Annotated in this window: 16 protein-coding genes and 4 tRNA genes; 11 read left to right on the forward strand and 9 right to left on the reverse strand. The window is 71.6% G+C overall.

Annotated elements, in window-relative coordinates; translation table 11 throughout:
* The first annotated feature begins 12 nt into the window (after positions 1-12).
* From ACIQR3_RS15145 to ACIQR3_RS15160, 4 genes are all read left to right on the forward strand, one after another.
* Positions 13-1563 carry a metallophosphoesterase gene (locus ACIQR3_RS15145; protein ID WP_403538509.1) on the forward strand — a complete coding sequence of 517 codons (1551 nt, stop codon included), beginning with the start codon at positions 13-15 and terminating at the stop codon, positions 1561-1563.
* A gap of 80 nt (positions 1564-1643) precedes the next feature.
* A tRNA-Glu gene (locus ACIQR3_RS15150) sits at positions 1644-1716 on the forward strand.
* A gap of 36 nt (positions 1717-1752) precedes the next feature.
* Positions 1753-1827, forward strand: a tRNA-Asp gene (locus ACIQR3_RS15155).
* 36 nt (positions 1828-1863) lie between these two features.
* Positions 1864-1937 (forward strand) — tRNA-Phe (locus tag ACIQR3_RS15160).
* A 1045-nt stretch (positions 1938-2982) separates the two neighbouring features.
* On the opposite strand, the gene ACIQR3_RS15165 is transcribed toward ACIQR3_RS15160, so the two are convergent.
* Complete coding sequence (locus ACIQR3_RS15165) at positions 2983-3834, reverse strand: helix-turn-helix transcriptional regulator (RefSeq protein ID WP_403538512.1); 852 nt, start codon at positions 3832-3834, stop codon at positions 2983-2985.
* A gap of 86 nt (positions 3835-3920) precedes the next feature.
* Between ACIQR3_RS15165 and ACIQR3_RS15170 the strand changes: the two genes are divergently transcribed.
* The 5 genes from ACIQR3_RS15170 to ACIQR3_RS15190 all read left to right on the forward strand — a co-directional run bounded on the left by ACIQR3_RS15170 (position 3921) and on the right by ACIQR3_RS15190 (position 9950).
* Complete coding sequence (locus ACIQR3_RS15170) at positions 3921-4718, forward strand: SDR family NAD(P)-dependent oxidoreductase (protein WP_403538514.1); 798 nt, start codon at positions 3921-3923, stop codon at positions 4716-4718.
* Between the two features lie 38 nt (positions 4719-4756).
* The gene (locus ACIQR3_RS15175) at positions 4757-5434 is read left to right on the forward strand and encodes a histone deacetylase (RefSeq protein WP_403538516.1); all 678 of its coding nucleotides are present in this window, start codon (positions 4757-4759) and stop codon (positions 5432-5434) included.
* Between the two features lie 53 nt (positions 5435-5487).
* Positions 5488-9432, forward strand: coding sequence for an ATP-dependent RNA helicase HrpA (hrpA, locus tag ACIQR3_RS15180; protein ID WP_403538518.1), 3945 nt, complete (start codon positions 5488-5490; stop codon positions 9430-9432).
* 104 nt (positions 9433-9536) lie between these two features.
* Positions 9537-9611 (forward strand) — tRNA-Asp (locus tag ACIQR3_RS15185).
* A 144-nt stretch (positions 9612-9755) separates the two neighbouring features.
* Positions 9756-9950 (forward strand): DUF6274 family protein, encoded by a 195-nt coding sequence (locus ACIQR3_RS15190; RefSeq protein ID WP_251075976.1) that lies wholly within the window; start codon positions 9756-9758, stop codon positions 9948-9950.
* A gap of 441 nt (positions 9951-10391) precedes the next feature.
* Here ACIQR3_RS15190 and bldC read toward each other — a convergent pair whose 3' ends face one another.
* On the reverse strand, positions 10392-10598 hold the full coding sequence (gene bldC, locus ACIQR3_RS15195; RefSeq protein WP_003949541.1) for a developmental transcriptional regulator BldC: 207 nt from the start codon (positions 10596-10598) through the stop codon (positions 10392-10394).
* 534 nt (positions 10599-11132) lie between these two features.
* Positions 11133-11984, reverse strand: coding sequence for a hypothetical protein (locus tag ACIQR3_RS15200; protein ID WP_215172344.1), 852 nt, complete (start codon positions 11982-11984; stop codon positions 11133-11135).
* Between the two features lie 218 nt (positions 11985-12202).
* Between ACIQR3_RS15200 and ACIQR3_RS15205 the strand changes: the two genes are divergently transcribed.
* Positions 12203-13297, forward strand: coding sequence for a Leu/Phe/Val dehydrogenase (locus ACIQR3_RS15205; RefSeq protein WP_403538521.1), 1095 nt, complete (start codon positions 12203-12205; stop codon positions 13295-13297).
* Positions 13298-13617: 320 nt separating this feature from the next.
* The gene (locus ACIQR3_RS15210) at positions 13618-13875 is read left to right on the forward strand and encodes a DUF3073 domain-containing protein (RefSeq protein WP_215172349.1); all 258 of its coding nucleotides are present in this window, start codon (positions 13618-13620) and stop codon (positions 13873-13875) included.
* A gap of 113 nt (positions 13876-13988) precedes the next feature.
* Here the strand turns inward: ACIQR3_RS15210 and purM are convergent, their stop codons facing one another.
* The 6 genes from purM to ACIQR3_RS15240 form a co-directional block, all read right to left on the reverse strand.
* Positions 13989-15056, reverse strand: a complete 1068-nt coding sequence (gene purM, locus ACIQR3_RS15215; RefSeq protein ID WP_403538524.1) for a phosphoribosylformylglycinamidine cyclo-ligase — start codon at positions 15054-15056, stop codon at positions 13989-13991.
* A 54-nt stretch (positions 15057-15110) separates the two neighbouring features.
* Positions 15111-16637, reverse strand: a complete 1527-nt coding sequence (gene purF / locus ACIQR3_RS15220; protein WP_403538526.1) for an amidophosphoribosyltransferase — start codon at positions 16635-16637, stop codon at positions 15111-15113.
* A gap of 62 nt (positions 16638-16699) precedes the next feature.
* Complete coding sequence (locus ACIQR3_RS15225; protein WP_403538528.1) at positions 16700-17491, reverse strand: META domain-containing protein; 792 nt, start codon at positions 17489-17491, stop codon at positions 16700-16702.
* Positions 17492-17527: 36 nt separating this feature from the next.
* Positions 17528-18328 (reverse strand): sterol carrier family protein, encoded by an 801-nt coding sequence (locus tag ACIQR3_RS15230; protein WP_403538530.1) that lies wholly within the window; start codon positions 18326-18328, stop codon positions 17528-17530.
* Positions 18329-18384: 56 nt separating this feature from the next.
* A complete protein-coding gene (locus ACIQR3_RS15235) occupies positions 18385-20406 on the reverse strand; it encodes an esterase-like activity of phytase family protein (protein WP_403538533.1) in 2022 nt (673 codons plus the stop codon).
* Positions 20403-20765 (reverse strand): hypothetical protein, encoded by a 363-nt coding sequence (locus ACIQR3_RS15240; RefSeq protein ID WP_403538536.1) that lies wholly within the window; start codon positions 20763-20765, stop codon positions 20403-20405. Before ACIQR3_RS15240 ends, ACIQR3_RS15235 begins: the two co-directional genes overlap by 4 nt.
* Positions 20766-20770: the final 5 nt, after the last annotated feature.

Genomic DNA, 20770 nt, shown 5'->3' on the forward strand with positions numbered 1-20770 from the left:
CATACGCGACCAATGGCCCGCGTCCCCGCCGCTGTCCTGCACGCCGTCCACCGCGCCCCCGCCCGCCCGAGAACCACCGCCACCGGGCTGACGCCCCGCCCGCGTCCCTGGACCCGCGCCCTGGGCCTGGTCGCGGTCGTGCTGCTCGGCGCCTGGCTCGGTCTGCTGGTCGTCGGCGACGTCCGCACCCCCGTCGGCCCCATGAACACGACGATGACCCTGCGCCCCTCCCTCACCGGCGGCACGAAGATCAACGTCTCTCCGCTGGGCGCCCTGGAACTCGACAGCCACATCGCCCCCGTCCGCCTGGACGTCAACGTCGACCAGCTCGACCCGGAGCGCGCCCAGGCCCTGGTCGACCACCCCGAACGCCTCTCCGGCCTCCAGGACGAGGTGGCCGACGACGTCGCGCACGGCACCCTCGACCTGGCCGTACGCTCCGGCGTCGCCGTCGTCACGGGCGCCACGGCGCTCGGCCTCGCCGTCTACCGCCGTCCCCGCCGCGCCCTGACCGCCGGCGGCCTGGCCCTCGCCCTGCTGCTGGCCTCCGGCGGAACGGCGTACGCGACCTGGAAACCGGACTCGGTCCTGGAACCGAAGTTCTCCGGCCTGCTCTCCTCCGCGCCGTCCCTCGTCGGCGACGCCCGCTCGATCGTCACCGAGTTCGACGTCTACCAGAAGGAACTGGCCCGCCTGGTGACGAACGTGACCAAGCTCTACGACGTCACCTCCACGCTCCCCGCCTACCGGCCGGACCCGACCACGCTCCGCGTGCTGCACGTGTCGGACATCCACCTCAACCCGGCGAGCTGGAAGATCATCGCCTCGCTGGTGGAGCAGTACCAGGTGAACGTGATCGTCGACTCGGGCGACACGATGGACCACGGCACGGCCGCGGAGAACGGCTTCCTGGACCCGATCGAGGACCTCGGCGCCCCCTACGTCTGGGTCCGCGGCAACCACGACTCGATGGAGACCCAGCGCTATCTGGAGGGCCTGGAGAACGTCCACGTCCTGGACGACGGCCGGGCCCGCACCGTGGCCGGGCTGCGCTTCGCGGGCATCGGCGACCCCCAGTTCACCCCGGACCGCTCGACGCGCCCCGGCGCCCAGGCGTCCCAGGAACTGGCCGGCGCCCGGCTGGCCTCGGCCCTGCGCGACCAGAGCGCGGCGGGCACCCCGGTGGACATCGCCGTCGCCCACGAACCGTCCGCCGCCCGCGAGGTGGACGGCGAGGTGCCGCTGGTCCTGGCGGGGCACGTGCACCACGAGGAGATGGAGGTCATGAAGTACGGCACCCGGCTGCGGATCGAGGGCTCGACCGGCGGCAGCGGCCTGCGCGCGGTCGAGGGCGAGCACCCCGACCCGATCCAGGCGTCGATCCTCTACTTCGACCGGGACAGCCGCCGCCTCCAGGCGTGGGACGAGATCGAGCTCGGCGGGCTGGGCCTCACCACGGCCGAGGTCAGCCGCCACCTCCCGAAGGAGAACCAGCCGGGCGCCTCCCCCTCCCCCACCGGCTCACCCACGCACCCACCCACGGGCGCGCCCCCCTCCCCGTAAACCGTTTTGGCGATACCTCCCGCCATCCCATATGCTTCTCACGTCCCCGACGCGCTGAGAAGCGCCCAGGCGGGCCGATAGCCCTCATCGTCTAGCGGCCTAGGACGCCGCCCTTTCAAGGCGGTAGCACGGGTTCGAATCCCGTTGGGGGCACGCAAGATCGTGTGCGACACTGTCGTACACACGCTTGGTCCTGTGGAGCAGTTTGGAGTGCTCGCCACCCTGTCAAGGTGGAGGCCGCGGGTTCAAATCCCGTCAGGACCGCCGAGGTACATGTGGATGTTTCACGTGAAACCTCGTGGCTGGGTAGCTCAGTTGGTACGAGCGTCCGCCTGAAAAGCGGAAGGTCGCCGGTTCGACCCCGGCCCCAGCCACCGCAGCCCTGACCAGGGCATGAGCCCCTCTCCTCGCACTACGGGAGAGGGGCTCTTTCACGCCTCTGCTGTGCTCCGCTCTCGTGGAGATCGTCACTGAGCTCTGACCAGTCAGTACGCTCGGGCGCTACCAGCCGGAGGAGAACAGGGGTGCTGAGGAGAGCTTCGATCAGACATCGTTGCAGGCTGCTCCGGCCCGGTGAAGGTGCCGGCACAGCAAGCGCCGGGATCAGACCTGGACCGACGGTCTCCGCACGGCGCATGCGACGGCGTCGGGCCGGAGCCTCCCGCCGGAACCGGACCGCAGCCCGCGGCGGGCCGGGGCGGCGGTCGCGTCTTCCGGTTCGCCAGGCTTCGCCACCCCCGAACCCCGGCCTGCGCCACTGACAGGCGGCGACGTCTCCCCCGTTCGCCAGCATTCGCCACCCTCGAACCCGAGCTTGCGCCACTGCGCTACCGGTTACCTTGCGAGAGGTCCGGCGCATCTCTCTCCCGTGCGCCCGCCCGGCACCGGGCGGGTCCCCACCCGGTTGGGGTCGTTGAGAGATGGGAGGTCGGGCCGGATGCAGAGATCGACACGACGAGGACGGCGCCGCAGGGCGAGCCAGTTACCGGACTGGGTGCAGTTCGCTGCGCTGATCCTCACGGCGGTCACTGCCATCGCGGGGTGCGTCGAGCGCTTTGTGTGACGCACCGGGGGCAGTCCGGACGGACGGTTGGGCGGCAAGCGAGCCCGGCCGCTGTCTACTCGGCCGGACCCGCCTGTGATCCCGCGTGTGCGCCTGGCTCCGGGAGGTCGCCCGGAGCCAGGTCCCACGCGTCGGGCGGGAGCCTCGCGGCTCCTCGGCTCCACGACGAGGAAACCGCAAGTCACCAGGAGCATCAAGATCCCGCGCCAATTCCATGATCACTACGGGTGGCGGACCACGTGGCGAACGATGGCGGTGGAGGGTGGCGCGCGCGCATTCTCGCGTAGATCATCTGAAACCGGCTGGTCAGCGCCGTGCGGGGGGTGGCGAAACCTGGCGAACGGGGTCGGCCGCGCTCAGTGCGGCACATCCATCCGCTGGGTTCCGATCACCGACAGCAGCCGCAGCGCCTCCTCCGCCGAGGAGCCGGGCTCGGCCGTGTAGAGGACGAGGTGCTGGTCCCGGTCGGTGATGTCGAGGACGTCGCAGTTGACGGAGACGGGGCCGACCATCGGATGGTTGATGATCTTGCGCAGGGTGGGCACGGCACGTACGTCGTGGTCGGCCCAGAGACGGGCGAACTCCGGGCTGCCGGAGACCAGGTCGTCCACCAGCGCGGCCACCTCGGGATCGTCCGGGTAGCGGGCGGCCACGGCGCGCAGCCGGCGGGCGGCGGCGTGGGAGAACGCCTCCGGATCGGCCAGGCCGTAGCGCTCCCGGCCCGTCGCCGGGGGACCGAGGAAGGCCCGGCGGACGAGGTTGCGCTGCTGCCGGGGCACGGCCGAGAAGTCCTCCAGGAGGGCGGCCGCCAGGTCGTTCCAGGCGATCACCTCGTAGGTCGCGGACAGCACCAGCGCCGCCGTCCGCGGCAGCCGCCGGATGAGGTCGAGGATGCTCAGCGGCACCTCGCGCGAGGGTCCGGGCGGAGGGCCGGGCGGGGCGCCGGCGAGGTGGTGCAGGTGCTCGCGCTCGGCGTCCGACAGCCGCAGGGCCCGGGCCAGACCGGCCAGCACCTCGTGCGACGGGCGCGGACCGCGGGCCTGTTCCAGCCGGGTGTAGTACTCGGTCGAGATGTACGCCAGCTGCGCCACCTCCTCGCGGCGCAGCCCCGGGGTGCGGCGACGCGGCCCGGCGGGCAGCCCCACGTCGGCGGGGGTGATCCGCTCGCGTCGGCCGCGCAGGAAGTCGGCCAGCTCTCGTCGGTCCATGCGGTCAGTGTGCGCGGGTGCGGGCGGCCCAGCCAGGTACCGCCGGTGCCTGGCTGGGCTCCGCCGGCCCGCGCAGGCTCGTCCTCATGGACAACTCACCCAGCCATGTGATCACCGGCGACCGGGGCCTGCTGGCCGGCAAGGTCGCCTTCGTCAGCGGTGCCGGACGCGGCATCGGGGCCGCCGCGGCGCGGCTGTTCGCCCGGGAGGGCGCCCGCGTCCTGCTCGCGGCCCGCACAGAGCGGCAGCTCAAGGAGGTGACCGAGGAGATACGGACGGCCGGCGGCACCGCCGGGTACGCGGTGTGCGACCTGGCCGACCCGGCCTCCGTACGGGCCGCCGTCGACCGTGCCGTGGACCTGTACGGCCGGCTCGACGTGGCCTTCAACAACGGCGCGACCGGCGTGCCGCCCGGCCCGCTGGACCAGACCACCGAGGCCGACTTCGACCAAGTCTACGCCGTCAACCTCAAGGGCGTCTGGCTCGCCATGGCCGCCCAGGTCGCCGCCGTCCGGGCCACCGCCGGCAGCGGCGCCATCGTCAACACCTCCTCCGTCGGCAGCCTGCGCGGCAACCCCGCGCTGCCCTCCTACGGCGCGATGAAGCGGGCGGTCAACAGCCTCACCGAGTCCGCCGCCGTCACGTACGGCCCGGAGGGCATCCGCGTCAACGCCATCGCCCCCGGCACCACGCTGACCGAGATGATGCGGGAGTGGGACGAGCGCAGCCCCGGCGTCATCGGCCACCTCAACGCCCGCACCCCGCTGGGCCGCGCGGCCGCCCCCGACGAGGTCGCCCAGGCCGCCGCCTGGCTGCTCAGCGACCGCGCCTCCTACGTCACCGGCACGGTCCTCCCGGTGGACGGCGGCATGCAGGCGGCCTGACGCGGGGCCGGCCGGCCCGCCCCGGGTAGGGACCCGGCATGACGAAAGCCCTGCGGAGCATCGACCCGGCCCTGCCGCGCGACCGGCGCCCCGAGCTGGTCTGGTACACGTCGTACGGGTCCAACACCCACCTCGGCCGGCTCTCCGCCTACCTCCGGGGCGGGCGCCCGCCCGGCGCCGGCCGGACCTACCCGGGCTGCCGCGACCCCGCGCCTCCCGCCCGCTCCCTCCCCGTCGAACTCAACGGGGCGATGTACTTCGCCACCCGCTCCCCCGTCTGGCAGGGCGGCCGGGCCTTCTACGACCCCGGCGCGGACGGCCGGGTCCTGGCGCGGGCCCATCTCGTGACGGTGGAGCAGTTCTCCGACATCGCCGCCCAGGAGATGTACCGGGAGCCCGGCGCGGACGGCGACCTGGACCTGACCGGCGTACTGACCCGGGGGCGGGCCGTGCTCGGGGACGGGCGGTACGAGACGCTGGTCTGCGCCGGCCAGATCGACGGCCTGCCCGCCCTCACCTTCACCGCCCCGTGGGGCATGCACGACGTCCCCTGGCTCGCGCCCTCCCTCCCCTACGTACGGTTCCTCGCCTCCGGCCTGCTCTCCGCCGGGGCGTGGGACCTCCCGGCGGTCGCCGAGTACGTCGCCGCCTGCCCCGGCGCGGAAGGCCGCTGGTCGGCGGCGGAAATCACCGCGCTGCTGGCCCCGGAACGGTGAGGCGGGAAAAGCGTTCGCCACTCTTTTCGCCGGGATGAGATCCTGGATCCCGTATGTCTACGCACCCTGCCCCCGCCCTCGGCGACCTCGCCCCCCGTCTGACCGAGCTGTCGCTGCGCGACGCGCACCGGCTCGGCCGCAGGCTCGAAGGCGCACGGAAGATCCGCAAGCCGGAGGCCCGCGCCGCCGTCCTCGCCGAGATCGAGGCGGAGGTCGACCGGGCCGAGGAACGCATCGCCACGCGCCGTTCCCGCATGCCCGCCGTCACCTATCCCGAGCAGCTGCCCGTCAGCCAGAAACGGGACGCGATCGCGGACGCCATCCGGGACCACCAGGTCGTCATCGTCGCCGGTGAGACCGGGTCCGGAAAGACCACCCAGATCCCGAAGATCTGCCTCGACCTCGGGCGCGGGGTCAAGGGCATGATCGGGCACACCCAGCCCCGCCGGATCGCCGCCCGCACGGTCGCCGAGCGGGTCGCCGACGAGCTGGACACGCCGCTCGGCGAGGCCGTCGGCTGGAAGGTCCGCTTCACCGACCAGGTGAACCCGGACGCCACCTTCGTGAAGCTGATGACGGACGGCATCCTGCTCGCCGAGATCCAGACCGACCGCGAGCTGCGCGCCTACGACACGATCATCATCGACGAGGCCCACGAGCGGTCCCTGAACATCGACTTCCTGCTCGGCTACCTGGCCCAGCTGCTGCCGAAGCGCCCCGACCTCAAGGTCGTCATCACCTCGGCGACCATCGACCCCGAGCGCTTCTCCCGGCACTTCGGCGACGCCCCGATCATCGAGGTCAGCGGGCGGACGTATCCGGTGGAGGTGCGTTACCGGCCGCTCCTGGAGGAGGACTCCGAGGACGCCGACCGGGACCAGATCACCGCGATCACCGACGCCGTCGAGGAGCTGATGGGCGAGGGGAAGGGCGACATCCTCGTCTTCCTCTCCGGGGAGCGGGAGATCCGGGACACGGCCGACGCCCTGGAAAAGAAGAAGTACCGGTTCACCGAGGTACTCCCCCTCTACGCCCGCCTCTCGCACGCCGAGCAGCACCGCGTCTTCCAGCCGCACACCGGCCGCCGCATCGTGCTGGCCACCAACGTCGCCGAGACGTCGCTGACCGTCCCCGGCATCAAGTACGTCATCGACCCCGGCTTCGCCCGCATCTCCCGCTACAGCCACCGCACCAAGGTCCAGCGGCTGCCGATCGAGGCGATCTCGCAGGCCAGCGCCAACCAGCGCAAGGGCCGCTGCGGGCGGACCAGCGACGGCATCTGCATTCGCCTCTACTCCGAGGACGACTTCCTCGCCCGGCCGGAGTTCACCGACGCGGAGATCCTCCGTACCAACCTCGCCTCCGTCATCCTCCAGATGACCGCGGCGGGCCTCGGCGACATCGAGAAGTTCCCCTTCATCGACCCGCCGGACCACCGCAACATCCGCGACGGTGTGCAGCTCCTCCAGGAACTGGGCGCCCTCGACCCGGCACAGAAGGACCCGCGCAAGCGGCTCACCGACACCGGCCGCAAGCTGGCGCAGCTCCCCGTCGACCCGCGGCTGGCCCGCATGGTGCTGGAGGCCGACAAGAACGGCTGTGCCCGCGAGGTCATGGTCATAGCCGCCGCGCTCTCCATCCAGGACCCGCGCGAACGCCCGTCCGACAAGCAGGCCCAGGCCGACCAGCAGCACGCCCGCTTCAAGGACGAGACCAGCGACTTCCTCGCCTTCCTCAACCTCTGGCGCTATCTGCGCGAGCAGCAGAGGGAACGCGGTTCGTCGTCCTTCCGCCGGATGTGCAAGCAGGAGTTCCTCAACTTCCTGCGCATCCGCGAGTGGCAGGACATCTACACGCAGCTGCGCACGGTCGCCAAGCAGATGGGCATCCACCTCAACGAGGACGACGCCCCCGGCGACCGCGTCCACCAGTCGCTCCTCGCCGGGCTCCTCTCCCACGTCGGCATGAAGGACGTGAAGGACGGCGCCAAGAACGAGTACGTCGGTGCCCGCAACGCCAAGTTCGCGATCTTCCCGGGGTCGGCGCTGTTCAAGAAGCCGCCCCGCTTCGTGATGTCGGCGGAGCTGGTGGAGACCAGCCGCCTGTGGGCCCGCGTCAACGCCAGGATCGAGCCCGAGTGGGTCGAGCCCCTCGCCGGCCACCTGCTCAAGCGGACGTACAGCGAGCCGCACTGGGAGAAGGACCAGGCGGCCGTGATGGCGTACGAGAAGGTCACGCTGTACGGCGTACCGATCGTCGCCCAGCGGAAGGTGAACTACGGCCGGATCGACCCCGAGGTCAGCCGCGAGCTGTTCATCCGCAACGCGCTGGTCGAGGGCGACTGGCGCACACACCACAAGTTCTTCGCCGACAACCGCAAGCTGCTGACCGAGGTCGAGGAGCTGGAGCACCGCGCCCGGCGCCGGGACATCCTGGTCGACGACGAGACCCTCTTCGACTTCTACGACCAGCGGGTGCCCGAACACGTCGTGTCCGGCGCGCACTTCGACTCCTGGTGGAAGCGCAAGCACCGCGAGCAGCCCGACTTCCTCGACTTCGAGCGCGAGATGCTCATCAACGAGAAGGCGGGCGCGGTCACCAAGGACGACTATCCGGACGCCTGGCGGCAGGGGCCGCTGAAGTTCCGGGTGACGTACCAGTTCGAGCCGGGCGCGGACGCGGACGGCGTGACCGTGCACATCCCGCTCCAGGTGCTCAACCAGGTCACCGACGAGGGCTTCGACTGGCAGATCCCGGGCCTCAGGGACCAGGTCGTGACCGAGCTGATCCGGTCCCTGCCGAAGCCGATCCGCCGCAACTACGTGCCCGCCCCCGACTACGCCCGCACGTTCCTGGAGCGGGCGGTGCCGTTGCAGGAGCCGCTGACCACGACCATGGCGCGGGAGCTGAAGCGGATGGTCGGAGTGCCCTTCGAACCGGAGGACTTCGACTGGTCCAAGGTCCCCGACCACTTGAAGATCACCTTCCGGATCGTCGACGAACGCCGCCGGAAGCTGGCCGAGGACAAGGACCTGGAGGCGCTGAAGCTCCAGCTCCGACCCAAGGCGCGCAAGGCCCTCTCGCAGGCCGCCGCCGCCACGGCCGAGCGGCAGGGCGGCGAGTCCCTGGAGCGCGCCGGCCTGACCGACTGGACCATCGGCACGCTCAACCGCGTCTTCGAGACCCGCCGGGCCGGTCAGCCGGTGAAGGCGTACCCCGCGCTGGTCGACGACGGGGACACCGTCTCCGTCCGCCTCTTCGACACCGAGGCCGAGCAGGCGCAGGCGATGTGGAAGGGCACGCGCCGGCTGATCCTGCGCAACATTCCGGTCAACCCCGCGAAGTTCGCATCCGAAAAGCTCACCAACCAGCAGAAGCTGGCGCTGTCGGCGAACCCGCACGGTTCGATCCAGGCCCTGTTCGACGACTGCGCGATGGCCGCCGCCGACAAGCTGATGGCCGACTTCGGCGGACCGGCCTGGGACGAGGAGTCCTACCGGAAGCTGTACGACAAGGTCCGCGCCGAGATCGTCGACACCACCGTCCGCACGGTCGGGCAGGTGCAGCAGGTCCTCGCCGCCTGGCAGGCCGCCGAGCGCCGGCTGAAGGCCGTACGCAGTCCCGCGCTGCTGGCCAACCTCCAGGACGTGCGGGGGCAGCTGGACGCCCTGGTGAAGCCCGGCTTCGTGACGGAGGCGGGGATCCGGCGGCTGCCGGACCTGATGCGGTACCTGATCGCCGCGGACCGGCGGCTCCAGCAGATGCCGACGGGTGCCCAGCGGGACACGGCGCGGATGGAGAAGGTCCACGAGATGCGGGACGAGTACGCGTGGCTGCTGGAGCAGTTGCCGCGGGGGCGGCCCGTTCCGCAGGCGGTGCTGGAGATCCGGTGGATGATCGAGGAGCTGCGGGTCAGCTACTTCGCGCACGCGCTGGGCACGGCCTACCCGGTCTCCGACAAGCGGATCGTGAAGGCGATCGACGCGGCGGCACCGTGACGGACCGCTGACGGAGGGTGAGTTCGACCAGGACGCTCACCCTCCTGTACAGTCCTTCTCGCAGCGCAACGCAGAGCGAGAACGAGTGAGGCGCCGCAAAGCCTGGTCCTGTGGAGCAGTTTGGAGTGCTCGCCACCCTGTCAAGGTGGAGGCCGCGGGTTCAAATCCCGTCAGGACCGCACATGAAGAGGCCCGCACCAGTTGGTGCGGGCCTCTTGGCGTTCCTCGGCCCACGGCCGGGCGCCCGCCCTTGACGCCGTCACATTCACTGGGTACCCCGGAAGCAGGGCCGCCTTCCCCGCGTGGCCCGCCGGAGGTGGCGTATGGCGGCATCGGTGAGGCACGAGACCCGGGCGTTGCTCCGGGCGCACCTGGCGGCCGCGTCGTCCTACGGCCATCGGACCCGCCACTGCCCGGTCTGCCACCGTCTGCTGCGGCTGGCGATGGATTCCGCCCCGCAGTCCCCGACAGGCCGTCAGAAAGGCGTGGAGGGCGGCGAGCACGCCCCCGGCGCATGACCGGCCGCCGGCGTCAACACCCGTGCGCCCGGGGGCCGATGGGAATCAGCCCTTCCTCTAGCGCACATATGCCACCGCCAACAACCCACCTGGCATGTGACGGGTGTCACCGTACTCATTTTTGAAACGGTGACGCTTACACCTCTCCTACAACTGGTCAATTTAATATGTGCAATTGTACTGACCTGAGGAGACCTTCACAGACGATCCGACAGCCCCGCCCAGACTCCGACAAGGCCGCTCACAGAACCCCCCGGTGGCCTCTACCCCGCCCGTCATCAGGCACAAAAAAGATCGCGCTGGACCCGGCGGAGTCCAGCGCGATCGATGAAGCAGGTGGCGTGGGGCCTGTTGGGGCAGATCCCGCGTCGTGTGGAGCTGTTGGTTCCGGACGCCGCGGCCGGTTGGGGGACCAGCCGTTTCGTCCGTTTATGCGGTTGTTCAGGCCTCGCTGCGCTGCTGCGGGATGCCCGCGAGCAGTGCGCGCACCTCGGCCTCGCGGTAACGGCGGTGCCCGCCGAGCGTACGGATCGACGTGAGCTTGCCGGCCTTGGCCCAGCGCGTGACCGTCTTCGGGTCGACGCGGAACATGGTGGCGACCTCGGCGGGGGTCAGCAGCGGCTCGGCATCAGGGGTGCGAGCGGTCATGAGCGGCCTCCTCGGGAGAACCGAACCTTCTCGGTTCTTTCCTCTAAATTCTGCACCTTGACCCGCGTTGCCCGAAATGGCGGACGCGAGTCGAGTCGGTTATAGGACGAACGGCTTGTCCTCGGCACTACAACTACACCATCTGTCCAGCCGCGTCGGCCAAACCGATGGAATTGCCCTCCCAGGTGTTCATCAGCGACGGATGCCGATGGACCATGCCATAGCGGACAGTCACGCCGGTGTGACGATCAGTCACACCGGCGATCAGGAGTCATCAGACCCCCCAAAGCACGCATTGCCGAGAATCCGCCCACAGTGCACCACAGCAGGACGGAAGGAGCCCTCCCCGGACTCCTTGTCCTATTTTGGCACGAGGAGGGGCAAGCGACGCAAGGGCGGGGATACGTGCGGTCCGTCACGCTTGAGTCATACGCCCGGATCGGGAATTACGTCCCACGCCGAGGTGACATCAGGAAGAACCGGGGATCACCCGGAGTGAGTGACGAAACCCCAAAACGGGCGTCACGTCAAACGTCAGTTCGCCGACCGCCGGTCGCGGACCGCCCGCCAGCGCTCCACCAGCCGCCCGTACGCCGCCCCCGCGGCCGCCCCGTCCCCGTGCCGCAGGGCGTCGATGCCCTCGGCCACGTCCGCCGCGGAGTGGTCGTCGGCCAACGCGTCGGCCGGGACGGCGTGCACCAGGCCCCCGTAGTCCAGCTCCACCACGGAGCGCGGGTGGAACTCCTCCAGCCAGCGCCCCACGTCCATCAGGCCGTCGATCAGCGGCCCCTCGTCCATGGCCTCCCGCAGGGCCCGCAGCCCCCGGGCCACCCGGCGCCGGGCCTGCGCCATCGGCGTGCGGTAGCGCAGCACCGGCGCCGCCTCGTGCGGGTCGCCGCCGCCCTTGTCGTACTCCCGCTCCTCGTCGGCGACGAGGACGAACCAGTTGATCGGCACCTGCCAGGTCGCCGTGCGGATCCAGGGGCGGGCGTCGGGGTTGCCCTCCAGCCAGCGGTCGTAGTCCTGGGCCGCCTGGCGGCGCAGGACCGGGGGGAGCAGGGCGTCCAGGACCGGCTCCGGGAAGTCCTCGGGCAGTTCCTCCAGGGCCTGCCAGCCGCGCAGCCGGGTGCGCCAGGGGCAGACGCAGACCACGCCGTCGGACTCCAGCACGAACGCGTCGGCGCTCTCGTGCACCGCCACCGGCACCGGCGGGGTGGGCAGCAGGTCGGCCAGGGAGCGGCGCAGTTCGTCCTGGTAGGAGGGCAGGTCGGTGCGGCGGGCGTAACGCGTCCAGTGGCCGCGCTCCGGCTCGGGGAAGGCCGCCAACGGCTCGTACACGCGCAGATACGCGGCGTACGGGACGATCAGCGAGGACACCTTGGGCACGCCTGCTCCCTCCCCCGCGCACCGCCGGGAAAACCTGCCGGGCCCGGGCAGGTGGGCGCGGGACCCCCGGCGCACCGTCCCACGGCGGTACTCCGTGCGGAGGTGATCCTCGGCACTGTGCGGCGGGCGGGCCGCGGCAGGGCCTAATCTCGTGCCACAGTCCCGCCACCCGTACGGGACCGCCTCCACCAGCCGCTACTTACTCAGGAGTCACCACCGTGACCGATGTGACCGGCGCGCCTGCTGATGTACTGCACACCCTGTTCCACTCGGACCAGGGCGGTCATGAGCAAGTCGTGCTCTGCCAGGACCGCGCCACCGGTCTCAAGGCCGTCGTCGCCATCCACTCCACCGCGCTGGGCCCCGCGCTCGGCGGCACCCGCTTCCATCCGTACGCGACCGAGGCGGAGGCGGTCGCCGACGCGCTGAACCTCGCCCGCGGGATGTCGTACAAGAACGCCATGGCCGGGCTCGACCACGGCGGCGGCAAGGCCGTGATCATCGGGGACCCGGAGCGGGTCAAGAGCGAGGAACTGCTGCTCGCCTACGGCCGGTTCGTGGCCTCGCTCGGCGGGCGCTACGTCACCGCCTGCGACGTCGGTACGTACGTGGCGGACATGGACGTCGTCGCGCGCGAGTGCCGCTGGACGACCGGGCGCTCCCCCGAGCACGGCGGCGCCGGCGACTCCTCGGTCCTCACCGCCTTCGGCGTCTACCAGGGCATGCGGGCCTCGGCCCAGCACCTGTGGGGCGACCCCTCGCTGCGCGACCGGACGGTCGGCATCGCGGGCGTGGGCAAGGTGGGCCGCCACCTGGTGGGCCACCTGCTGGCCGAGGGCGCCCGGGTCGTGATCACGGACGTGCGGCGGGAGGCCGTGGCGCGGGTCACCGACGAGCACCCCTCGGTCCGTGTGGTCGCCAACACCGACGCGCTGATCCGGGTCGAGGACCTGGACGTCTACGCCCCCTGCGCGCTCGGCGGCGCGCTGAGCGACACGTCCGTGCCGGTGCTCACCGCCAAGGTGGTCTGCGGGGCAGCCAACAACCAGCTCGCCCACCCGGGCGTGGAGAAGGACCTCGCGGACCGCGGCATCCTCTACGCGCCGGACTACGTGGTGAACGCCGGCGGGGTCATCCAGGTCGCCGACGAGCTGCACGGCTTCGACTTCGACCGGTGCAAGGCGAAGGCCGCGGGGATCTACGACACCACGCTCGCCATATTCGCACGTGCGAAGGAGGACGGGATTCCGCCGGCCGCGGCGGCCGACCGGATCGCCGAGCAGCGGATGGCCCGGGCCCGCGGCCGGGACTGACCGGGACCGGCCGGGCCGGGCCGGCGGGGCCGGTCGGGAGAGCCGCGCGGTACCGCCGGAGGGCCGGTTGGAGAGAACTCTCACTTCTTCCGGCGGGTCGACCGCGCGGAAGTGGTTAAAATCGCCGTTGACCAGCGAGGACGGGGCGCCTCGACGGTGGCGGGCATGGGCACGTCCTGCGGGCGACGTACCGTATGGGCGTGGGCTCAGGTACCGTGGAAGCCCTACGGACCGGTCTCTCTGCGGAGAGCCCGTTCCGGACCATGAACGCGTGTCAAGACTCTGGGGCCGTCGAGCCCCGTCGTTGAGGGGGTCGAGCCATGGGGCGCGGCCGGGCCAAGGCCAAGCAGACGAAGGTCGCCCGCCAGCTGAAGTACAACAGCGGTGGGACTGATCTCTCCCGCCTGGCCGAGGAGCTGGGCGCATCGACGTCGAGTCCGCAACCGCCTAACGGCGAGCGGTTCGAGGACGATGAGCAGGACGACGACGATCTGTACTCCAAGTACGCCGACCTCTATGAGGACGACGACGAGGGAGACGAGGACGGACAGTCCTCACCGCAGCGTCGCGGCGCTTGACGTTGTACTGAACATTTGCCCGGTCGGTGACCTGTGTCACCGACCGGCTTCTGTGCTGTCCGTACGGTTCTCGCGGTCCCGGGGACGCGGAGTCACCGGGACCGCGGGCCGTCTCAGACGGCGTAGTCGCCCACCAGGGCGGCGCCGCTGTCGTGGTCGCCGCGCTCGGTGATCTCGCCGGCCACCCAGGCCTCCACGCCGCGGTCGGCCAGGGTCGCCAGGGCCACGTCCACGGACTCCTGGGGCACGATCGCCATCATGCCGACGCCCATGTTCAGCGTCTTCTCCAGCTCCAGCCGCTCGACCCGGCCGGTCCGGCCGACCAGGTCGAAGATCGGGGCCGGGGTCCAGGTGGCGCGGTCGACGGTGGCGTGCAGGCCGTCGGGGATCACGCGGGCCAGGTTGGCGGCGAGTCCGCCGCCGGTGATGTGGCTGAAGGCGTGCACCTCGGTGGTGCGGGTGAGGGCCAGGCAGTCCAGCGAGTAGATCTTGGTCGGCTCCAGGAGTTCCTCGCCGAGGGTGCGGCCGAGGTCGTCGTGGTGCGCGTCGAGCGCGAGACCGGCCTCGTTCAGCAGGACGTGCCGGACGAGGGAGTACCCGTTCGAGTGAAGCCCGGAGGCCGCGAGGGCGACGACCGCGTCACCCGTGCGGATACGGTCCGGACCGAGCAGCCGGTCGGCCTCCACGACGCCCGTACCGGCGCCGGCGACGTCGAAGTCGTCCGCGCCCAGCAGGCCGGGGTGCTCGGCGGTCTCGCCGCCGACCAGGGCGCAGCCGGCCAGCACACAGCCCTCGGCGATGCCCTTGACGATCGCGGCGACCCGCTCGGGGTGGACCTTGCCGACGCAGATGTAGTCGGTCATGAACAGCGGCTCGGCGCCGCAGACCACGATGTCGTCCATGACCATGGCGACCAGGTCGTGGCCGATGGTGTCGTAGACGCCCAGCCGGCGGGCGATGTCGACCTTGGTGCCGACGCCGTCGGTGGCGGAGGCGAGCAGGGGGCGCTCGTACTTCTTGAGGGCGGAGGCGTCGAAGAGGCCGGCGAAACCGCCGAGGCCGCCGAGGACCTCGGGGCGCTGGGTCTTCTTCACCCACTCCTTCATGAGTTCGACGGCGCGGTCGCCCGCCTCGATGTCTACGCCCGCGGCCGCGTAGCTGGCACCGGTTGTGTCAGACATGACGATGAGAACCTCTGACCTTTGTGTCGTACGGCAGGTAGTGCGGACGGACGGCTACGGGCGACGGATGGCGTCGGTGGCGGCCGTACCGGCGGGCCCGGCGGCCAGCTCGGTCTCCAGGAGCTGCTTGCCGAGCAGCTCGGGGTCGGGCAGCTCCATCGGGTACTCGCCGTCGAAGCAGGCGCGGCACAGGTTCGGCTTGGCGATGGTGGTCGCCTCGATCATGCCGTCGATGGAGATGTACGCCAGGGAGTCGGCGCCCATGGAGGTGCCGATCTCCTCGATGGTCATGCCGTTGGCGATCAGCTCGGCGCGGGTGGCGAAGTCGATGCCGAAGAAGCAGGGCCACTTCACCGGCGGGGAGGAGATCCGGACGTGGACCTCGGCGGCGCCGGCCTCGCGGAGCATGCGGACCAGGGCCCGCTGGGTGTTGCCGCGGACGATGGAGTCGTCGACGACGACCAGCCGCTTGCCCTTGATGACTTCCTTCAGGGGGTTCAGCTTCAGCCGGATGCCGAGCTGGCGGATGGTCTGGGAGGGCTGGATGAACGTACGGCCGACGTAGGCGTTCTTCACCAGACCGGCGCCGAAGGGGATGCCGGATGCCTCGGCGTAGCCGATCGCGGCCGGGGTGCCGGATTCCGGGGTCGCTATGACCAGGTCGGCGTCGGCCGGGGCTTCCTCGGCCAGCTTGCGGCCCATCTCCACACGGGAGAGGTACACGTTCCGGCCGGCGATGTCGGTGTCCGGGCGGGCCAGGTAGACGTACTCGAAGACACAGCCCTTGGGCTTCGCTTCCGCGAATCGCGAGGAGCGCAGGCCCTTCTCGTCGATGGCGACGAACTCGCCGGGCTCGATCTCGCGGACGTAGGAGGCGCCGCAGATGTCCAGGGCGGCGGACTCGGAGGCGACGACCCAGCCGCGCTCCAGGCGGCCGAGGACCAGCGGGCGGATGCCCTGCGGGTCGCGGGCGGCGTAGAGGGTGTGCTCGTCCATGAAGACGAGGGAGAAGGCGCCGCGGACCTGGGGGAGGATCGCGTGGGCGGCCTCCTCGATGGTCAGGGGCTTGCCGTCCTCGTCGGCCTGGGCCGCGAGGAGCGCGGTGAGCAGGTCGGTGTCGTTGGTCGCCGCGACGCGCGGGGTGCGGCCCTCCTGCTTGGGCAGGTCGGCGACCATCTCGGCGAGCTGGGCGGTGTTGACCAGGTTGCCGTTGTGGCCGAGCGCGATCGAGCCGTGGGCCGTGGCCCGGAACGTCGGCTGGGCGTTCTCCCACACGGAGGCGCCGGTGGTCGAGTAGCGGGCGTGTCCGACCGCGATGTGACCCTGGAGCGAACCGAGCGAGGTCTCGTCGAAGACCTGGGAGACCAGGCCCATGTCCTTGAATACGAGAATCTGGGAGCCGTTGCTGACCGCGATTCCCGCGGATTCCTGGCCCCGATGCTGGAGGGCGTAGAGCCCGAAGTACGTGAGCTTGGCGACCTCTTCACCGGGGGCCCAGACCCCGAAGACGCCGCATGCGTCCTGGGGGCCCTTCTCGCCGGGAAGCAGATCGTGATTGAGTCGACCGTCACCACGTGGCACGTCTCCGAGTGTAGGCGAGGTCGGCGGCTGATCCGAATGGGGGATGTGGCCCACTCACCGGGTCACCGGTCGGCGACGGCCCGGACGGTCGTGCCGTTTGCGCTGGTCAGCGTGAGGGTCTGCTGTTCGATGCGATAGTCGATCCGCTGGTCGAGAAAGCGCGTCAGGCGCTTCTCGGTGTCCATGAGTGAGTCTTCGCACATCATTCGGGTGGTCGTGGGCGCGCCCACGGTGATATGTCCGTCGCGGACCGTGGCCCGCGCCTGGACGCGGTTGCAGCCGAGGCTGCCGGCGACGGTGAGGGCGTCCTCGGACTTCCGGTCGAAGGTGAGGTGCGCGCGGCCGTCCGTGTCGGGGTCGGTGACCTTCCACGTGGTGCCGTACAGCGCGGCGTCCTGCTCCTCGGTGAGCCGGACGGTGTCGCCGTCGGCGGTGGTGAGGGTCAGCCGGTCGCCGTCGACCTCGGTGGTGAGGGGACCGGCGGTGAGGGTGCGGGCGAGGGACTTCTCCACGTCCACGGGCCGGTCCACGCAGGCGATCTCGGTCGACCGGGCGTCGCTGAGCCGGACCCGGTCGCCGTCGACGGACGCCTTGGCGTGGAAGTCGTTGCAGCCGTAGCTGCCCTCCGCCGTGCCGTCGGCGGTGATGGTCAGGTGGGCGCCGTCCGGGACGGTGTGTTCCTCGCCGTCGGCGGTGACGCTGTCGACGCTCCAGTGGACGCCGGTCACGGGCCGGGCGTCACCGGCCGCCGAGCCGCTGTCGCCGCCGTCGGTCCGTTCGGTGCCGCAGGCCGCCGCGAGCGGGACGAGCGCGGCGGCGGCCACCGTCATGATCGTGCGCTTCTGCCTGTACATGCCGATTCGACGGGCGTGCGGAGGAACCGGTTCCCGTCAGCTGAGGATCGGCAGCAGACCGCCGAGGTCGGCCCGCTCCCCGCTGGCGCTGACCTTGGCACCGGCGACCGCGTCCGCCCAGCTCAGCCGCCCGGTGGCGAGCCGGAGCCAGGTGAGCGGGTCGGTCTCGACGACGTTGGGCGGGGTGCCGCGGGTGTGCCGGGGCCCCTCGACGCACTGCACGACGGCGTACGGCGGGATCCGCACCTCGGTGGCGCCGCCGGGCGCCTTCACGGCGAGCGCGTCGACCAGCAGCCGGGTGGCGGCGGCCAGCGCCTGCCGGTCGCGGGGGACGTCGAGGCCGGGCACGGCGGCGTTGAGGTCGTCGGTGTGGACGACCAGTTCGACGGTGCGGGTGACCAGGTAGTCGTCGAGCGGCAGGGCGCCCGCGTTGGTCTCCAGGAGCCGGCCGCCGGGGTGCTCCGCGAGCAGGGTGCGCAGGCTGCCCTCGACGCCGGCGAGGTAGGCGTCGAGGTCGGGGTGGTCGGCGGCGAGCTTCCGGGTGAAGTCGGCGATCGCGGCCGCGTTGCCGCCGGTGGCGAACGCCCACTGGGTCACCTGGACGTCCTGCCGGGGCGGGGCCGGGCGGTCCAGGGCGCGGTGCACGGCGGTGACCGCCATGCCGATGTGCGCGACCAGCTCCCGTACGGTCCAGTCCCCGAGCCGGGTCGGCAGGGCGAGCTGCTCGGGGGTGAGGGCGTGGACGGCTTCCCGTACATGGCCCAGCTGGGCGAGGACGGCGTCGCGGGTCTTGGCGGGGTCGTAGGCGCGGGGGCGTTTCCTGGGGGGCGTCGGCATGGGGGTGAGCCTATGCGCGCCCGTACGGGGTGGCCTGTGCGCGTCCGTACGGGGTCCTAGGGCTTCAGGCGCAGGGCGAGCGAGTAGAGGCGGGTGATCTGGTCGCCGCTGCCGTTGTCGTCGGAGACCAGGTACAGCGGGCGCCAGCCCTTGTACTCGCCGCTGGACCACTCCTTGCCCACGGCCATGCCCTCGACGTTGTCGACCAGCGGATTGGCGGTGTTGGAGCCGGGGGTGGCGACCGCTCCGGGGCCGCCGGCCGGGCAGGCGGCCAGGGACAGGACCGGGGTCTCCTCGGCGAAGACGTCCGCAGGGACGTCGTAGAGGGAGTCCGTCTCGCTGACGTCGCGGGCGCCGTCGAGGGAGACCTGGACGACGCGGATGGAGGTGCCGAGGCCGGAGGTGTACTCGCGTTCCAGGGCGAGGAGTCCGCCCTCGTTGTCGAGGGCCACCAGCTCCACCAGGTTCATGCCGTCGCCGGCGAGGTAGACGTACTGCTCGTCCGGCTCGTAGCTGCCGCCGGGTTCGCCCGTGTAGCGCTGGATGCGGATCAGGGGCCGGCCGCGCTGGTCGCCGTCGGCGGCCAGGGGTGCCTCCCAGCCGGCGTAGAGGTGGCGGCCGTCCGGGGAGAGGGCGAGGGACTCGATGCTGCGGCCGGTCTGGGCGCTGCCCTTGGGCCAGTACCGCAGGTGCCCGGGGATGGGGAAGTCCTCGCCGAGCTGTCGTCCGGTGGCGATGTCGAAGCGGCGGATCGCCGGGCCGGTCTCGGCGGCGATCAGCACCGTCCGGCCGCCCTCTTCGATGACGAGGCCCTCGCCGTCGTACCAGCCGGGGAACTCCGTGCCGTCCGCGTGGCGCAGGGTGCGCGCGGTGTCGGCGACGGGGTTCAGGTCGAAGGGGGTGCCGAGGCGGAGCGGGAAGAGCAGGCCGGGCATGTTGTCGGCGAGCGCGAGCGCCTCGACGCCGTTCTCCCCCTCGGAGACGAGGGAGAGGGCGGAGAGGCCCTTGATCTCCTCGTAGTCGACGTTCTTCTTGTCCAGTGCGTCGGAGTGGTCCAGGAGGACCGCGCGGGGCGCCTCGGCGTCGGCGGGGTGGCCGCCGCAGACGCCGGTCGCGGGCGCGGGGTGCGCGGCGTGCCACCAGTCGACGGCACCGGGCAGGGCGAGGCCGGCGGCCAGACCGGCCGCCGCGGCGGCCAGCGCCAGGACGGTGATGCCGGTGCGGCTGCGGGGCGGCGCGGCGGCGGGGCCGGGCGGCGGGGTCAGGGGCGGCAGCACCGCCACGTTGCGGACGAAGGCCAGCCCGCCGACGCCGTTGCGGTCCTCGTCCTGCGGTTCCTGCGGGACCACGGGCTTCATGTCCGCGATGCGCTGCCTGACCGCCTCGAAGAGCGCGTGCAGGCCCAGCATCTCGGGGCCGTCCGGCAGTCCCTTCCGCAGGACGTCCACGAGCGCGCCGGTGAAGACCGTGCAGCGCTTGGGGTCGGGGGCGTGCGAGGGGCGGTCCTTGGCGGCCGAGGTCATGACGTACGAGCCCTCGACGCCGCGCAGCGTCCGCAGCGCCATCTCGCCGCCCTGTTCGCCGCGGTCGGTGCCGGCCATCTCGGTGAGCACCCGGCCGCTGAAGCAGCAGTCGAGGATCAGTACGCGGCGCCGCGCGGGCCCGGTGCCGTGGATGGCCCGGCGTACGTCGCCGGAGCGCACGCAGGTGTCCGGCCAGTCCTCCAGCGACCCGGGCAGGGTGAGCAGGAGCTGCTGCCCGTCGTGCCGGTCGAGCAGGCCGTGGCCCGCGTAGTACACGATCAGCGTGTCCTCGGTGAGGTCCGCCGCCTCGCGGATCGGGCCGACCAGGCCGGCCGGCGTCGTCGGGTTGGCGACCGTGAAGATCCGCTCCTCGGGGATGCCCCAGATCTCGGGGTCGGCGAGCGCGGCCCGCAGTTCGACGAGGTTGTGGCGGACGCTGCGCAGGGGGTCGAGGTGGGTGTAGTCGTCCACGCCGATCAGCACGCAGGCGGAACGGGCGGGGTCGATCCGGGCCGGGGAGGCGACGGTGGCCTCGGTGCCGCCGTGCACGGTCATGCCGGCGTCTCCCCCGCGTCGTCCGGGGTCTCGCCGCGCAGCCTGCGCAGCAGTTCCTCGGCCTCGGCGGGGTCCGCGCCGACGACCTGGACCGTGACCTGGGGCGTCCGGCCGCGCCGGCTCTGCCGCCAGGCCAGGTACGACAGGGGCAGTTGCAGGACGCCGGCCGCGGTGGAGACCGCCGCGAGGATCACCTCGAGTTCCGGGCTCATCCGTCCGGGGCGGTCGGCGACGACCGGTTCCAGTTCTACGTGCCCGCGCAGTGCCCTGTCGTCCGTGAGCCAGCCGAGCAGCGAACGGAGTTCCTCTTCCCGCCCCGGCCCGTCCGCCTCGAACCTGATCCGCAACTGCTCACCCATCGGTC

Source organism: Streptomyces sp. NPDC090994 (assembly GCF_044768905.1).
GTDB lineage: Bacteria > Actinomycetota > Actinomycetes > Streptomycetales > Streptomycetaceae > Streptomyces.

What these genes read in the sequence shown, in the direction of transcription:
- ACIQR3_RS15175 (WP_403538516.1), top strand. Translation starts at nt 4,757, where the DNA reads ATGACGAAAGCCCTGCGGAGCATCGACCCGGCCCTGCCGCGCGACCGG.
- ACIQR3_RS15190 (WP_251075976.1), top strand. Translation starts at nt 9,756, where the DNA reads ATGGCGGCATCGGTGAGGCACGAGACCCGGGCGTTGCTCCGGGCGCAC.
- ACIQR3_RS15240 (WP_403538536.1), bottom strand. Translation starts at nt 20,765, where the DNA reads ATGGGTGAGCAGTTGCGGATCAGGTTCGAGGCGGACGGGCCGGGGCGG.
- ACIQR3_RS15165 (WP_403538512.1), bottom strand. Translation starts at nt 3,834, where the DNA reads ATGGACCGACGAGAGCTGGCCGACTTCCTGCGCGGCCGACGCGAGCGG.
- ACIQR3_RS15170 (WP_403538514.1), top strand. Translation starts at nt 3,921, where the DNA reads ATGGACAACTCACCCAGCCATGTGATCACCGGCGACCGGGGCCTGCTG.
- bldC (WP_003949541.1), bottom strand. Translation starts at nt 10,598, where the DNA reads ATGACCGCTCGCACCCCTGATGCCGAGCCGCTGCTGACCCCCGCCGAG.
- hrpA (WP_403538518.1), top strand. Translation starts at nt 5,488, where the DNA reads ATGTCTACGCACCCTGCCCCCGCCCTCGGCGACCTCGCCCCCCGTCTG.
- ACIQR3_RS15225 (WP_403538528.1), bottom strand. Translation starts at nt 17,491, where the DNA reads ATGTACAGGCAGAAGCGCACGATCATGACGGTGGCCGCCGCCGCGCTC.
- ACIQR3_RS15210 (WP_215172349.1), top strand. Translation starts at nt 13,618, where the DNA reads ATGGGGCGCGGCCGGGCCAAGGCCAAGCAGACGAAGGTCGCCCGCCAG.
- ACIQR3_RS15145 (WP_403538509.1), top strand. Translation starts at nt 13, where the DNA reads ATGGCCCGCGTCCCCGCCGCTGTCCTGCACGCCGTCCACCGCGCCCCC.
- ACIQR3_RS15230 (WP_403538530.1), bottom strand. Translation starts at nt 18,328, where the DNA reads ATGCCGACGCCCCCCAGGAAACGCCCCCGCGCCTACGACCCCGCCAAG.
- ACIQR3_RS15235 (WP_403538533.1), bottom strand. Translation starts at nt 20,406, where the DNA reads ATGACCGTGCACGGCGGCACCGAGGCCACCGTCGCCTCCCCGGCCCGG.
- purM (WP_403538524.1), bottom strand. Translation starts at nt 15,056, where the DNA reads ATGTCTGACACAACCGGTGCCAGCTACGCGGCCGCGGGCGTAGACATC.